Consider the following 15,726-nt stretch of genomic DNA (forward strand, 5'->3'; position numbering starts at 1 on the left):
ACACTACCCTTGTGAAATGTGGCGTTTCTTTTTAAGAAGAATTCGCGGAATCGCAAGGGAGGGAGGCGTATTATACCGATCATTGGAAGAGATACAAGCAAACATCCCGACTCTCTTCACGTTTTATCAGTAGCTATCAAGGCCACGCAGTTTTGCCTGGTACAAATTTTTGTCTTTGTCATCCCAGGCATTGCTAATTGCATCTTTAAGTGCCGAGCGCGCTGCGCGGTCATCCCCTTGGGCCTTATAGGTTTTTGCCAGCCCTAAAAATGCATCGTCCAGATAGGGTGCGACGGTCAAAGCGTTGACAAAAAAGCGCTGCGCTTTGCCAACTTCCCCCCTTTGAAGTGCTTGTTCACCCTTAACAATCCATGCGTAAGGGTTGTCTTCTCGAGCTGTTAAATATGATGATAGCAACGCGTCAGCCTCTTCATTCTGCCCTTGTTGAAGTAAAAAGCCGGTGTAGTTATCAAGTAACGACAAATTCGTAAGCTTGTGTTGCACAGCAAAGTTATAAAGCTTCCTGGCATCTTCACTATTGTTATCACGATTTAGAAGAAGCGCCATAAGACCAATGGAATTTGCGTTCATCGGTTGCTGACTTATCGCTGTATCGGCGTACGCCAGACTTTGGCCCAAGTCGTCATTGAGTAGAGATTGTGCCGCTAAGTTTCGAAAAAACATCGCTGTAACAGCCTCTCTTTCAATGATGTCTCCGGCTACGCTTCCCCCACTTGGAAAATAATCTATGATGGTTCTAGGTGGGGTGATCAATATCTCACCTTTACTGCGCTTGTAAGTAGGGTCGTAAAGAATGCTTCGAATATGCCTGGATACAAGAAGCACATCTTGTTTTTGCTTGAATACGGGTGCTGTATTGACGTGTTGAAAACGAATGGGCACCCCAACCACATCAGCCAGGGCTGCCGTCAGCACGGCAAGAGATAAGCAATTGCCCATTTTACCTTCCAGAGCTGCATGGGCGGCTAATGTCTCACCGTTATAGGTAAATCCATGCAGAATGTCTTCAAGATAATGATATATACGCTGGTTGGGCGATAGATGCGCGATTCTCTCTTGACGATAATAACGCAGAAAATCTTTCCGCTGTGCATCAGTTAGCACGTAGAGTGTTTCTGGTGTTACTGTCAAACGGGTATGCTTGGTAGTCAGGGTGTATGACGGAAGCACGGGCCCACTGGCAGTGATGTTTGCCGTATTGGCTACCCCAGACGTACAACCAGAACATGCTAGTACAGCAAGCAACGAAACCAGTAAGCGTGTCATGGGCATCTCCTTCATCAGCTTTTACCACCATACCGCAAATCATGACATTTGCGAACCTCGGGTGAACCTGTGAAGGCCGAGTCACACTACACCAATAAAACCACCCGTTTGGTGTGCCCATAACTTGGCGTAGATGCCTCCTTTCTCTACCAATTCACTGTGCGTGCCCGCTTCTACGATTTCACCTTTGTCCAATACCAGCAAACGGTCCATTTGCGCAATGGTAGACAGCCTGTGAGCAATAGCGACCACGGTTTTGTTTTCCATTACCGTATTTAAACAATCCTGAATAGCGGCTTCTACTTCCGAATCCAGAGCGGATGTTGCTTCATCAAGTACCAAAATAGGTGCATCTTTCAACAGAACCCTGGCAATAGCGATGCGTTGACGCTGACCGCCGGAGAGTTTAACTCCCCGTTCGCCCACGTGGGCATCATAGCCTGTGCGACCCTGGTCATCAGACAGCGACAAAATAAAATCATGGGCTTCCGCTTGTTTGGCCGCCTCAATCATTTCCCCTTCAGTGGCGTCTGTACGGCCATAAATAATATTATCGCGAACCGAACGGTGCATCAGTGAAGTATCCTGGGTAACCATACTAATTTTTTCCCGTAGGGTTTCCTGCGCTACCGCTCGCACCGATTGACCGTCAATAACAATGTCACCAGATTGCGTATCATAAAAACGCATGAGCAGATTCACCAACGTCGACTTGCCAGCACCTGAACGTCCCACCAGGCCCACTTTCTCACCTGGTTTGATATCAATATTTAAATTGTTAAACACACTGATATGCCGATCATCACTACCCGCATATGCAAAATTCACATTTTTAAAGGTGATTGCCCCGCCCTTAACACGCAGAGCACCGGAGTTCTTTTGATCTTTTACTTCTACCGGTTGAGCCAGGGTATTCATACCATCCTGAACTGTGCCAAGGTTTTCAAATAGCGAAGATACTTCCCACATTACCCAATGGGACATACCATTCAAACGCAGTACAAGGCTTATCGCGACGGCAATCTCACCAGGTGATACCAGTTCATGAAGCCAGAGATATACAGACATAGCGCCGATGGCGAAAATGAGCAGTGCATTTGCCATTTCCACACAGTTTTCCAGTATTGTTACCAAGCGCATTTGCGGATATACGGTTTGTAGAAAGCCATCCATACTCTCTTTGGCATAGTCGGCTTCCCTGCGACTGTGGGAAAACAGTTTAACGGTAGAGATATTTGTATAGCTATCAACAATACGTCCTGTCATCACCGCTCGGGCGTTGGCCTGAGCTTGTGACACGGATTTCAGCTTTGGTACCAGAGCCCGGAGAATGGCGATGTAAACAAAAAACCAAACAATCAGTGGCAGAGCCAAGCGCCAATCAGTTGAAAAGATCAACACAACCATGGACAGAAAATACACTGAAATGTATACCATCAGGTCGAGCAGTTTCATTACCACTTCCCGCACTGATAATGCGGTTTGCATCACCTTAGTAGCAACCCGGCCCGCAAATTCATTTTGAAAGAAACTTAAACTTTGGCTGAGCAGGTAACGGTGTGCCTGCCAACGTATTCTCATGGGGTAGTTTCCCATGAGCGACTGACGATTAAACAGCGCCCGAAGCAAAATACAGCCAGGGATAACGATAACTACCACCGCCCCCATGCCGATGAGCGTCCACTTCTCATTTTCCAAAAATGTGGCTCTGTCGTGGGCAGAAAACCAATCTACTAATTGCCCAAGGAAGCCGAACAGTGCCACCTCCAGAACCGCGATGATGGCGCTGAGCATGGATACAACTGCGATAATTTTCCACATACCCTGTGAGTAGTAGCGGCAAAATGCGACAAGCCCCTTAGGAGGCTGTATTGGGGCATCGCTGGGGAACGGTTTAGTCAGCCGTTCAAAAAATGAAAACATATTATGGCTCAGGATTTATTCTTCAAACCCTAGCTTAGTGAGGATAGATTCCAGTTTTTCAAGGTGATTTTCCCGCCATTGCGATAATGTCATGCCGGCGTCTTGTTGCGCCCTGGCCCTGGCTTTATCTAACACTTCTTCCGCACCACTGAGTGGCACCACGGCGATGCCCTCTTCGTCAGCTACGACGATATCACCTGGATTAACCTTAACACCGCCACATTGAATGGGCTCGTTAAGAGGGGAAAGTTTCTGCTTCGCTCCGGGTTTAGGGCTAGCGCCCCTGGCAAAAACCGGAAATGCCATCTCTCGCACTTCGGCAATATCCCGTATAACACCATCAATAACAAAGCCAGCTATACCCCGCTCTTGTGCTATCGCGCACACATTGCCACCTGCCAGCGCGTACATGTCATCCGCTTGCGCCACGATAACGTCGCCGGGATTAGCACGGTACACAGCAGCGTGAAACATGAGATGGTCACCAGGTTCACATTTTACTGTATAAGCGGGCCCAGCAATACGGGGGACTGGTGCCCACAACGAGCGAATGCTGTAGTCAATAAACTGCTCTCGTGGTAGCGCATCAGCGTAATCACACACCGATACTGAAGTGAATTTATCGTACATTTAACGCCTCCATTCATTCGTACTGCTAGCAAAATTTTTTAAGTTCTTTTAACTATAGCAGTGAATAGAGCCAACAAGACTTTATTGAATGAATAATGGTTATCTGCGGGAGATTCGCTATTTATTGCCGTTGCCAAGTTCACGCAGTACAGATACAGCTTCTTGCGCTTTTGCGGCTGGAACAAAAATGTGATCGTGAAAATACGCTGCCACGACATTAGCACTAATTCCATGCTGGGTAAGTGCCGTCGCCATGGCTGCTGTCATTCCAACAGCGTCGAGACTTGAATGTATTTGACAGGTAATTTGCCTGAATATACCTTCAAACGCTAACCCTTCTTGCTCGGCAACCTCTTTTAATAAAATCAGAGTGACGCCTTCTTCTTCGAAAAACACGCCCTTAATCGGCCATTTACTGCGCTGCCAGGCTTCTTCGGAAACAGTTACGAACACAAAGTCCCCGTCAAAGAGTTTTGGAGACAACCCTTCTAGCAACCGGTTTAAGTTCACTTCTCCGCTACTCATGTTCAACATCACCCAATATTTTGCGAACAACCGTTAATTGAGCTTACGGGCTCTGACCCGCTTACCCTTGATTTTTCCCTCTCTGAAAAGCAAGAGCGCACGCTTTACACTGCGCGCTTTCACTGCCACGAAACTTTGAGAGTTTTGAACCTGTATCTTGCCTATATCCTCTGCCGGGATATCTGCATCCTTGACCAAAGAGCCTAGAAAATCACCTGGACGGAGCTTCTGTTTTTTCCCTGCGTTTACCTGAATACACTGATACACGGGCGCTTTAATACGGTTTGCGTGAAAGCGTAAACTAGGCCCACCTTTGATGGGAATTTTTATTTCAGCAAAGGCTTCAATTTTGTCGAACTGATCTTTTTCTTGTGGCGACACCAATGTAACGGCTAACCCTTTCGACCCGGCGCGCCCCGTTCTCCCCACACGGTGAGTGTGAGTATCGATATCCTCACTCACGTCAACATTGACGACGCAATCCACATCCTTAATATCCAGTCCTCGAGCGGCCACATCTGTCGCCACCAGAACAGACAGGGATTCAGCAGCAAAACGTGCCAGAACTTCTGTACGCTCTCTTTGTTCCATGTCACCCTGAAGACCTGCGGCAACAAAGCCAGCCTGCACCAGCGCATCAGTGACTTCGGTTACACGCTTGCGCGTATTGCAAAACAAAATCGCTTTGGTTGGCTGTTCCGTGGTCAGAAAACCTTGCAGTGTCGTAACCCGAGTATGTTCTTCCACTGAATAAGCCTGTTGCTCAATGTCCGGGTTAGCGACCTCTTCTTGCTCTGCCTTAAAAGCATGTGGCTGATGAAGGTAGTTTTCTGCCATTCGCTTAATGCCATCGTTCCATGTAGCAGAAAATAGTAATGTTTGCGTCTGATTGGGCAGGAATGAAAATATCTCATCAACGTCTTCAGAAAAACCCATATCAAGCATTCTATCTGCCTCATCAAGTACCCGGCAAACAGCGCCATCGAGCTTTAAGCGCCTTTTTTGCAAGTGATCCAGTACTCGCCCGGGCGTACCAACAACCACGTGGGCACCGTGGCGTAGCGACTGAATTTGTGGCCCCATTGGCTCTCCACCACATAGCGTCATTACTTTTAGGTTTGCCATACACTGACCGACCGCGCGGTACTGCTCTGCCACCTGCGCAGCCAGCTCCCGGGTGGGACATAGTACCAATACCTGGGTGAAAAAATCGCTCACCACCACGCGATTGAGGGTTGCCAATGCAAAAGCGATGGTTTTTCCGCTGCCTGTTTGCCCTTGGGCAAGAATATCCCGTCCCTCGAGTGCCAGCGGTAACGTACCTTGTTGAACCGCCGTCATTGCAGAAAACTGCATACGCTCTAACGCTTCGTGTAACTCACTGCGGGCAGCGCTAAGGGTAGAAAAATTTGTCATTGTGTTTTTTCGACTTTATGTAAGTAAATTATGCCATCCCTGACGCTGTACTGGGTTTGTCTTCTTTCGTTTACATCCTTTACCCATCGTTCAGCCCATTGCTTATAGCGGTCTGCATTTTTAACATTTTGTGCCGCCGTTTTTATTTTTTCGACAAGTAATTCTGACGTACCTGACTTGGACATGACTAACCAGGTCATTTTGCTCTCATGTTTTGCCCGAACAGCGATATCGCCGCACAGTGCGTAGGCTCGACCGCAGGTTTGCTGTAAGATAACATCAGACGCGAATACCAGATCGACAACCCCTTCCGCCAACGCTGAGAATGCCGCTTCCCAACTGTCGTATTCTACGGTGTTTAGACCAAAACGCCGTGCTTCGTCGCCACGAAAATCTCGTTTTACAACAGCAACAATCATAGTGCCTGGAACGTCCGTCAGCCCGGAATAGTGAACACCAGGCTTACCGAACAAGACATGACGACTGGATGTCAGCGGTGTTATCCAATGATACATAGGTTCGCGACTTGCGGTTCTGGTAACCGAGAAAGCCATCACATTGGGCTTTTGCTGCGCCTCCTGTACTATTCGCTTCCAGGGGGCAGCTAGTATGGCTGTACTGATATCAGCTTCGAGTAGAATAGCGTTGACCAGCTCAGCAATATAGCCCGCCATTTTGCCTTCGGCATTGAGGTAAGCAAAGTCACCGGCCTCCTCGCCCAGCACCCATAAACTGGTATTTAACGCATCTGAACCGTCAGACCCCATGGACAACACGCCGTCGGTAAGTGCCAGCAAAACGCCCTGTGATTTCATTCGCGCTATTTCATCTTCAACCATAAGCTTATAGTCATCAGTTTTTTTGTACTGACGTGCGCCCTGCATCAGCGCTTCAGCTATGGCACCGCTACCTGCAAATTTTGGCATCACAACATACGATGTAGACGTACTGTGCGTGTATACGGGTTTAAGCGCTGAACAATCAAGGTGAGCCCGCTGACACACGAGTTTCACCCCTAGTGCAGAGTGAAAAACACCTTGTACACGCCCTCTTAACACCGCTTCTATTGCTTGCTCCCAGCTACTCACATCCATGATGCCGGGTACCCCAGCATTCACCAGTAGGTTATGTCTGTAATCGCCCCGCATGACAGAAATGGTTCGCAACGCCTGCAGTCCACCTACAGCATCTTTCTGGTACTCTTTTACATCAGTAACAAATAGCTGATTCTGTATTGACGTGATCGGGGCAATCCAATGAAAAAACGGTTCCCGCTCATGGGTGCGAACCACGAATGTTCCCAATTGGCGAGGCTGTGTAGAAAGCGAAGACATCATACGGGTGAACGGCTCGATACGGTAAGACGCCTCGTATGCCGTTGATGCCATCATGCCGTCAATTAATCCAACGAGATAGCCTTGATGCTTACCCTCACTGTTTGTCGTTGAGAAATATGGAATAGGATTGAGCACAACGGGCAGGGTTTCTGCCCTGCCCGCCACATGAATTAGCAGACTGAGTATGACAGCCGCGAATGCCTTTACGCCGTAAGCGACTGTGCGAGTTTCCATTTAAGTGTTTTCCCAGCTGAGAATGGCACCATATCCGTGCCATCAGCTAACGTAACTGTCTCTGGCACCTGCCAGGGTGATTCCACAAGCGTTATTGTGCCTTCGTTTAGCGGTAAACCATAAAATGCAGGACCGTGAAGACTGGCAAACCCTTCCAGTTTGTCCAGCGCGCCCAACTCGTCGAAAATTTCTGCGTAGAGTTCAATAGCACTCCATGCACTGTAGCAACCTGCACAGCCACAGGCGTTTTCTTTTTTGTGACGGGCATGAGGTGCCGAGTCAGTGCCCAGAAAGAATTTCGGTGACCCAGTCTTCACCATGTCTTGCAATGCTTTTTGGTGAGTATTGCGTTTCAACACAGGTAAACAATAATTATGTGGCCTAACGCCTCCCACCAGAAGATCATTCCTGTTTAACATTAAATGCTGTGGTGTGATTGTGGCCGCCACCTTATCGCTAGCATCTGCAACAAACTGTGCAGCATCCGCTGTGGTGATATGCTCAAACACCACTTTAAGTTCAGGAAATGATTCTACTATTGGCCGCAGATGTTTGTCGATAAACACTTTTTCGCGGTCGAAAATATCGATGTGACTTTCAGTGACTTCACCATGGATGAGCAACAACATACCCTGACGCTGCATTGCTTCAAAAACAGGGTAAAGTGCCTCAATACCCTTAACCGCAGCATCCGAATTCGTGGTGGCACCAGCGGGGTACAACTTGCATGCTACAACGCCGGCTTGCTTCGCTTCAACAATATCCTGCGCAGTCGTTTGATTAGTAAGATACAAGGTCATGAGCGGTTCAAACTGGCTTCCCGCCGGACGGGCTGCTTCAATTCTTGCTTTATAGGCCATGGCCATACTTGCGTTCGTCACCGGTGGTACCAGGTTGGGCATAACAATGGCCCGGGCAAAACAACGCGCAGTTGCTGGCACTGTTTCCAACAACATATCGTCGTCGCGAAAATGTAAGTGCCAATCGTCCGGTGTTCGTATGGTAAGGGTTTGCATGAATGGATAGCCTGTAAATACTGAAATCAACAGGCTAATTATGCCTCAAGTCTGCAAAATCTGCACCCATAGAGAGAAATTAGACACACTTTTTACTTTCTTGCCGGACAGCTCAGGATTTTTTCGTATATGCAGCAATAATAACAATTCGGGTACCGTTAACCCGGCCTTCGATGTGAAGTGGATTATCACTAAGACTGATATTGCGCACAGGCGTACCACGTTTTGCGGTAAAACCTGCACCTTTGACGTTCAGATCTTTTACTAAATGAACGTTGTCGCCAGCGTTCAACGCAACGCCGTTGCAATCCAGTGTAGGCTCTCTGTCAAGGTCAACCAACCCTGCTTCGCCCCAGTCTTTCACTGTATCTTCCAAGTACGCAATGTCGAGTAGATCCTGGGCCCAGGATTCTGATTTAAGTTTGTGCAACATGCGCCACGCCACCACCTGAACGGGAGCCACTGGTGACCAGATAGCATCGTTTAAACACCGCCAGTGATCTGGGGAAAGCGGAGCAGTTCCATCTAATTGATCGCGACATACCTGGCAGGTAGCTACATGATTATCGGCTTCAGAAGCCGGTGAAAAGGGTACCTCGTATAAGGCGACGAGGTCTTTGCTGCCACAAAATTCACAACTGTGGCCTGCCCGTGTTAAAACGCGATCTTCCACTTTATCTATCCTTAAGTGTAATAAAACCTTTATTATATCAGGGTTTTTATTGCACTTAAGCGTTCGAGTTCATTTTTCCTGATGTTCAACGTAAATCAATTTGCTCGTGTTATAACCCCAGGCTTTTGCTTTATTGACTAAAGATGACAGAATTTTCTCATCCAGAACCGGTGTTCTTGATAAGATCCACAAGTAGTCACGATCAGGTCCAGTCACCATGGCATAGTTGTAGTTTTCATCTAATTCCACTACCAGATAACTGGCGTAAAAAGGGCCAAAAAAAGACACCTTCAAATAAGCGGTTTGCGGGTCTTTTACAAAGTAAGCTTTCCCCTTCGCTTCATTCCATTCACCATTTCTGGCGTCGAAGCCTCTGTTAATAACGTTAATGCCACCGTCTTCTCTGAGAGTGTAAGTTGCTGTTACCTGTGAGAGACCGTCTTCAAAAGAATGAGGCAAGCGAGCTATTTCATACCACTGACCGAGGTATCTATCTAACTGAAAATTGTCAATGGGCTCAACTCCGTCGGGCTTTGACGTACAACCTGCTGTAAATACAATCCCAAGTAAGGTAAGCAACAAATACCTAATTTTATTTTTCATCAATCTACAACACCCTTAGTTGGAAACTTTCGGTCAATAATGAACTTATTCATTCTACATACGTTTGTAACAGGGTTATCGACCACGTTATTCGTGCTAACCTTTAGCTCTGATAAAAACCTATAGGATACGCGATGTTAAATCACTACTTTCCCACTGCGAGCGCTCTGGTTTATGGCTGCATGGGCTTAGGCGGAGGATGGAATAAAAACCCGCTTTCAGACGCCGATGTAAAGCAAGCTGAATCTGTAATTCATACTGCTTTGGAAAATGGCATTACCGTATTTGATCATGCGGATATCTATACCTTTTCGAAAGCAGAACAAGCATTTGGGAAAGTACTAAGTCAACAGCCATCCCTTCGTGATCAGATGATTTTACAATCGAAATGCGCAATTCGATTCGAGGATGAAATCGGGCCTAAACGGTACGATTTTTCTTCCCAGTGGATCACCCATTCCGTAGACAACATTCTTCAACGCTTAGGCATAGAGCAGCTCGATGTATTGTTGTTGCATCGCCCCGACCCCCTGATGGAACTCAGCGAAGTTGCTACTACTGTCGAGCAACTGCAGCAATCTGGTAAAATCGTCCATCTTGGCGTATCAAATATGCACGGTTATCAAATTGAATTTCTGCAAAGTGCGCTCGATACCCCAATTGTGGCTAATCAACTGGAAATGAGCCTGGCATTTCGCGATTGGCTGGAAGACGGAATCACGACGAATAGCACAGAGAATAGAAACATGGGTTATGCGCCCGGTACACTTGAATATTGCATGCAAAATAAAGTGCAACTTCAGGCATGGGGAAGCCTCGCCCAAGGAAAGTATACCGGCGGGCATGCCGAGTTCGAAGCCGACGTGGCAACTGCAGAACTGGTGGCCAACATGGCGAAAAAATACGAGGTTTCAGCAGAAGCGATTGTACTTGGCTGGTTAATGCGCCACCCCGCAAACATTCAACCCGTTATAGGTACGACGAACGTGCAGCGCATCGCAAATTGTGCAGAAGCGGCAAGCCTTAGTTTAAGTCGGGAAGACTGGTACGCCCTGCTTGTTGCCGCGCGAGGAAACGAGCTTCCATGAAAAACGACATGCTGAAAGGGTTTCATCACATTGCCATTATTTGCAGTAATTACCCCGTATCCAAACATTTCTATACCGATGTTCTCGGTTTTGACGTGTTAGATGAAAATTACCGGGAAAGTCGTCAGTCTTACAAATGTGATTTAGCACTGCCTGATGGTTCACAAATTGAGCTTTTCTCTTTTCCTGATGCGCCAACGCGCCCTTCCCGGCCGGAAGCACAAGGGTTGAGACATCTGGCTTTTCGCGTCGACAACCTCGATAGTGCTGTAGCCAGACTAAGTGAACAGGGCGTAGAAAGCGAAACAATCAGGGTAGATGAATACACCGGTAAACGTTTTACGTTCTTTAACGACCCTGATGGATTGCCTTTAGAATTATACGAGATATAAAAAAAGGTACCAGCGCGGTACCTTTTTTCAACTCAAGTGCGATTTACTGGTCAAGTAGCGCAAGTGCGCCTAACATACCAGAGTGAGTCCCAAGGCCTGGCAATACAATAATATCTTCAAGGGTTACGCCTTCAGGGTAAACGATATAGCCATTCAGGCTTTTCTCGGTTTTAGCAACAATGTGTTCAATCATACCGGCTTTTTGCATCACACCACCGCCGAATACAATACGCTGAGCACTAAACGCGACCAAGAGGTTATGGCAAAGCTGCGACAACACGTCTGTCAACTTATCCCAGGCTTCGTGATCATCAGGCAGGGTTTCCGATGGTTGCCCCCATATTTTGCCCAATGAGCGGCCCGACGCTAACCCTTCCACACAGTTTTTGTGGAAAGGACACACACCTTCCATACCTTCCGGCGGAATTACTGTCATATGACCAATTTCAGGGTGAACTAACCCGTGAAGCGGTTTGCCGTTTACCACGACACCTCCACCAACGCCCGTGCCTACGGTGATATACACAGAAACTGACGTGTCTTGTGCCGCACCCCAACGCGCTTCCGCTAACGCCGCCGCATTAACGTCTGTATCAATGACAACTTCACAGCCGAGGGCTTCTTCAAAATACGGTGATATTGCAGCAAACGTCCAATGTGGTTTTGGTGTTTTCGTTACATAACCAAAAGTTTTTGATTTTTCGTCCAGATCTAGCGGACCAAAACTACCAATACCCATTCTAGAAAAAGCATAGCCCGCTTCCCGTTGTGCCTTAAAAAAGCTAACACACGCTGATAACGTCTCTTCCGGAGTGGTAGTGGGAATGCGAACATCTGCTAAAATTTCGCGATTATTATTAACGATTGCACAGTTGAACTTCGTCCCACCGGCTTCAATAACCGCATAGTATTCATTTTTCAACGCCATATTCTGTGGCCTCAATGGTTTTCAAACGCGTAAGCGTCGGGTTTTTCAAATAATTATACAACAGCCCGATAAACAACAGACTGGCAAACACACTGGCCACCATGAAACCATATTTCGCATCCCCACCCATGGCATCACTGACCAGCCCCATAATGAAAGGACCAGCAGCAGCACCTGCAGCCGTGAAAAACAAAATCACTCCAGCTACAGAACCATGCTGATGTTTAGGAAAACAGCTGATCCCTTTCGAGTTGAATGTCGGATATATAACTGACATAAAAATGCCTGTGAGCGGGAATAAATACAGAGCAACTTGTTTACCGCCAGCTAATCCGCCGGCGAAGCATAACACAATTGCCCCACTAAAAAGTAATAGGACCAGCGACCAATTGAAACGCGCCATCATCCATATACCTAAAAATCGGCCGGCAGCACGCAGAATAAAGAAGGCCGTTACTGAATAAATGGCTAGCGTTTGGGAAATCCCCTCGCTGTAACAAGTGTAAGTGGCTTTAATAGTGGTGGCATCACACACCAAATAACTGGGCATCCATACGTAAATCGCACTTTCGGCGGCAACATACAGGAATGCGCCTAAAGAGAATCCTAAAGCATATGGATTCTTTACCAAGCTCAGACTTTGCCGCATTGACACCTTTTCAGCAGCATCAGCATTGGCCTTCATATAGCTAGGATACTTTACAAAAACAGCTATGAGGATGAGTAGTGTGCACATACCACCGGCAATTATATACAGATATTGCCAAGGAACGCCTTTGTGGATTAAAAAGGCAACTATAAGTGGCCCGATGATAGCTCCAACACCAAAAAACGCTTCAGCGCCATTCATTGTTGAAGTGTGCTGACGCGTCGAAGTTGAAATATCTCCGATTAGTGCGAGGGCGCCCGTTTTAAAGATGCCAACAGCAATACCAGACAACGTCATAAGGCTGACGATTAAAACAAAATTATTAGCGATAAAAAAGCTGTAGCAGGCAATACCAAACACACTTAAACCCAGAATAATTGTAACTTTTCGCCCCAACCTGTCAGCCAGAAACCCAAGCAATAACCCTGAAAGTGCAATTCCCAGCATTGGCAAAGAGTGCATTAGACTCGCCTGGGCGTTTGTGACATCAAAAGCCACCTTCACTTCTTTAATAATTTCGCCTACGGAGTCTGATGTCATCGCAAACATCATAAACATTAAGTAAGTAAGCCAGCGAATAAACTGGCTATTTGACTGTTGCATACTGGGCCTCATCTACAAACTGGTGATACGGATTATAGCAACTCCGTTACTGCCGCGTCGTGTTTTAACATTTCATTTTCATTTGCATAGTGATTCTAAGATGAAACTGCGTTTATCCAGCCACCAACCTAATACTGAATCTCTTTCAAAATAACGTTAGAGAAAGTTTGCAAAAACATCTTAATCGTTTAAGATAAATTAACAGAATGCAGAATGTCTGTAAACATTCATGTGAACTAAATGTGAAATACCACCATCAAACATTGAATAATATGATGAGTGGCAGGAGTGATAGTGATGAGTTATGCAGCCGATAGTAAACAGTGTTTAGACCGGATACTAGCATCTATTGATTTGTCAACTTTAAGCAAAAAAGATGCAACAATATTTATTCAACGAATGGATACCCATTTCCCGGTATTGTTTGAGCGTTATACTCATGTATACGGTCATCAGTATGATTGTTACTACCACTTATTCAAACTGGTCGAAACACTTCGTGACGGTCTCAAGGCACGAAAAGCAAAGTTAAAGGCACAGGATACAGCCAAACTTAAAAACCCTCTTTGGTACCGTGAGGAAGAACAGGTGGGTATGGCTTGCTATGTAGATCTACTCGGACCTACGCTCAATGACTTACACGACAAGATCCCCTATTTCAAAGCGTTGGGCATAACATATATCCATTTGATGCCACTGTACGATGCCCCAAAGGGCGACAGCGATGGCGGCTACGCGGTATCTGACTATCGCAAAGTCAATCCCACCCTTGGCACTACTGATGACTTGGCGAGACTGTCTGACGCGCTACAATCCGCGGGTATCGATCTGGTATTGGATTTTGTGTTTAACCATACTTCAGACGAGCACGCATGGGCAAAAGCTGCTCTTGCAGGTGACCCCACCTATCAAAATTACTACTACTTGTTTGACGACAGAACAGTTCCTGACCAGTACGAACATACTCTTCGGGAAATATTTCCGCAGGTCCGACGTGGCAGTTTTACCTTCAATGACCACATGGAAAAATGGGTATGGACTACATTCAATAGTTTTCAGTGGGATCTAAACTACAGCAACCCTGAAGTATTCAATGCCATCACGTCTGAAATGCTGTTTCTTGCGAATATCGGATGTGCGGGTCTGCGCCTGGATGCACTCGCTTTTATATGGAAGGAAATTGGTACCGATTGTGAGAACCAGCCAAATGCTCACAGGCTAATCCAGGCTTTCAACGCATGCTTACAAATTGTAGCACCTGCGGTGGTATTTAAATCTGAAGCAATTGTGCACCCTGATGAAGTCGTAAAATATATTCACAAAGACGAGTGCCAGTTGTCTTACAACCCTCTTCTAATGGCATTGTTATGGAACAGTTTGGCCACGCGTAAAACACGCTTACTTACCCAGTCTATGAAAAAGAGCTTTAGTATTCCGCAAGACACAACCTGGGTAAATTACGTGCGGTGCCACGATGACATAGGGTGGACTTTCGACGATGCAGTGTCTTACGATTTAGGTATAAACCCGCACGATCACCGTTACTTTTTAAACCAGTTTTACACTGGCCGCTTTGATGGTTCATTCGCATCAGGTGTGCCTTTTGCTGAAAACCCTTCGAACGGCGATTGCCGGGTGTGCGGTTCACTCGCGTCCCTGTGTGGCTTGGAAAAAGCCATGGTCACGCTGGACGAGCAGGAAATCGAGATGGCTATTCAGCGCATGTTGTTACTTTATGGCGTAACGTTTGCCATCGGCGGTATTCCCTTATTGTACTCCAGTGACGAGCTCGGCTTATTAAATGACTACAGCTATCGTGATGATGAAGCAAAACGCCATGACGATCGCTGGGTGAACCGTATTGCCGTTACCCAAGCGCAGATAGACAATGTATTGATACAGGACGAGCCAGCTAAAAATATTACGGCTCAATGTCAACGTCGGGTATTTAACGGTTTAAGAGACATGCTTAACGTTCGCAGGACTCATCGGGTGTTTGGTAATGCCAGTACCTCAATCCTGGATACAGGCAATCCTCATTGCTTTGCGTTCATCCGCCAAAATGTCGCTGGAGAGAAGCTATTGGTCATCTGTAATTTTAGCGAACAGCATCAGGTGGTCGATGGCTTGGTTTTGCAGGCGCTGGAGCAGAAGCCAGCCCGCGACTTATTAAATGATGAAACGCTCAGCGGTAAAGAGCAATCTCTGTCAGTAGCACCGTATCAGCAGTGCTGGTTGTTTGCCCAATAGCAGCATAACAAGCCGTAAAACTCACATGGCCTACACACTCGTGTAGGCTTTTTTAGAACCATATCTCATTTAATTCGTAAATAATTGCAATTCTTTTTTAAATCTGGCTTTACATGCTGAAAAATAGACTATACTTCATGCCATCGGTGGCAGACATTGCCTAAGGGCAATG

At 46.7% G+C, this 15,726-nt stretch carries 14 protein-coding genes; 3 read left to right on the top strand and 11 right to left on the bottom strand.

From position 1 onward, the window contains the following. Positions 1-126: 126 nt before the first annotated feature. From ACXACM_RS00835 to ACXACM_RS00875, 9 genes are all read right to left on the bottom strand, one after another. Complete coding sequence (locus ACXACM_RS00835) at positions 127-1,287, bottom strand: tetratricopeptide repeat protein (RefSeq protein WP_474819144.1); 1,161 nt, start codon at positions 1,285-1,287, stop codon at positions 127-129. 81 nt (positions 1,288-1,368) lie between these two features. Beyond that, positions 1,369-3,210, bottom strand: a complete 1,842-nt coding sequence (locus ACXACM_RS00840) for an ABC transporter ATP-binding protein (protein WP_474819146.1) — start codon at positions 3,208-3,210, stop codon at positions 1,369-1,371. Between the two features lie 15 nt (positions 3,211-3,225). After that, the gene (locus ACXACM_RS00845) at positions 3,226-3,840 is read right to left on the bottom strand and encodes an RraA family protein (protein WP_474819147.1); all 615 of its coding nucleotides are present in this window, start codon (positions 3,838-3,840) and stop codon (positions 3,226-3,228) included. A gap of 117 nt (positions 3,841-3,957) precedes the next feature. Further along, positions 3,958-4,365: an ACT domain-containing protein gene (locus tag ACXACM_RS00850; RefSeq protein ID WP_474819148.1), complete on the bottom strand. Its 408-nt coding sequence runs from the start codon at positions 4,363-4,365 to the stop codon at positions 3,958-3,960. Between the two features lie 33 nt (positions 4,366-4,398). Then, positions 4,399-5,781, bottom strand: a complete 1,383-nt coding sequence (dbpA, locus tag ACXACM_RS00855; protein ID WP_474819150.1) for an ATP-dependent RNA helicase DbpA — start codon at positions 5,779-5,781, stop codon at positions 4,399-4,401. Beyond that, positions 5,778-7,352 carry a transporter substrate-binding domain-containing protein gene (locus ACXACM_RS00860; RefSeq protein ID WP_474819152.1) on the bottom strand — a complete coding sequence of 525 codons (1,575 nt, stop codon included), beginning with the start codon at positions 7,350-7,352 and terminating at the stop codon, positions 5,778-5,780. Before ACXACM_RS00860 ends, dbpA begins: the two co-directional genes overlap by 4 nt. Then, entirely contained in the window at positions 7,322-8,368 is a 1,047-nt protein-coding gene (pyrC, locus tag ACXACM_RS00865; RefSeq protein ID WP_474819153.1) for a dihydroorotase, read from the bottom strand. The genes ACXACM_RS00860 and pyrC overlap by 31 nt, the downstream gene beginning before the upstream one ends. Before the next feature lie 112 nt (positions 8,369-8,480). Then, complete coding sequence (locus ACXACM_RS00870; protein ID WP_474819154.1) at positions 8,481-9,041, bottom strand: PhnA domain-containing protein; 561 nt, start codon at positions 9,039-9,041, stop codon at positions 8,481-8,483. Positions 9,042-9,110: 69 nt separating this feature from the next. Further along, positions 9,111-9,644, bottom strand: coding sequence for a lipocalin family protein (locus tag ACXACM_RS00875; RefSeq protein WP_474819155.1), 534 nt, complete (start codon positions 9,642-9,644; stop codon positions 9,111-9,113). Positions 9,645-9,778: 134 nt separating this feature from the next. Between ACXACM_RS00875 and ACXACM_RS00880 the strand changes: the two genes are divergently transcribed. Together ACXACM_RS00880 and gloA2 are read left to right on the top strand one after the other, a co-directional pair. Beyond that, a complete protein-coding gene (locus ACXACM_RS00880; protein WP_474819156.1) occupies positions 9,779-10,732 on the top strand; it encodes an aldo/keto reductase in 954 nt (317 codons plus the stop codon). 8 nt (positions 10,733-10,740) lie between these two features. Next, entirely contained in the window at positions 10,741-11,124 is a 384-nt protein-coding gene (gloA2, locus tag ACXACM_RS00885; protein WP_474824179.1) for an SMU1112c/YaeR family gloxylase I-like metalloprotein, read from the top strand. A 43-nt stretch (positions 11,125-11,167) separates the two neighbouring features. Here gloA2 and ACXACM_RS00890 read toward each other — a convergent pair whose 3' ends face one another. Together ACXACM_RS00890 and ACXACM_RS00895 are read right to left on the bottom strand one after the other, a co-directional pair. Continuing rightward, entirely contained in the window at positions 11,168-12,052 is an 885-nt protein-coding gene (locus ACXACM_RS00890) for an ROK family protein (RefSeq protein WP_474819157.1), read from the bottom strand. Further along, the gene (locus ACXACM_RS00895; protein WP_474824181.1) at positions 12,036-13,259 is read right to left on the bottom strand and encodes an MFS transporter; all 1,224 of its coding nucleotides are present in this window, start codon (positions 13,257-13,259) and stop codon (positions 12,036-12,038) included. Before ACXACM_RS00895 ends, ACXACM_RS00890 begins: the two co-directional genes overlap by 17 nt. A 342-nt stretch (positions 13,260-13,601) precedes the next feature. Here ACXACM_RS00895 and ACXACM_RS00900 point away from each other — a divergent pair, with 342 nt between their 5' ends. Then, positions 13,602-15,554, top strand: coding sequence for an alpha-amylase family glycosyl hydrolase (locus ACXACM_RS00900; RefSeq protein WP_474819159.1), 1,953 nt, complete (start codon positions 13,602-13,604; stop codon positions 15,552-15,554). Positions 15,555-15,726: the final 172 nt, after the last annotated feature.

This window comes from Alteromonas sp. AWQ4_252, from assembly GCF_056158205.1.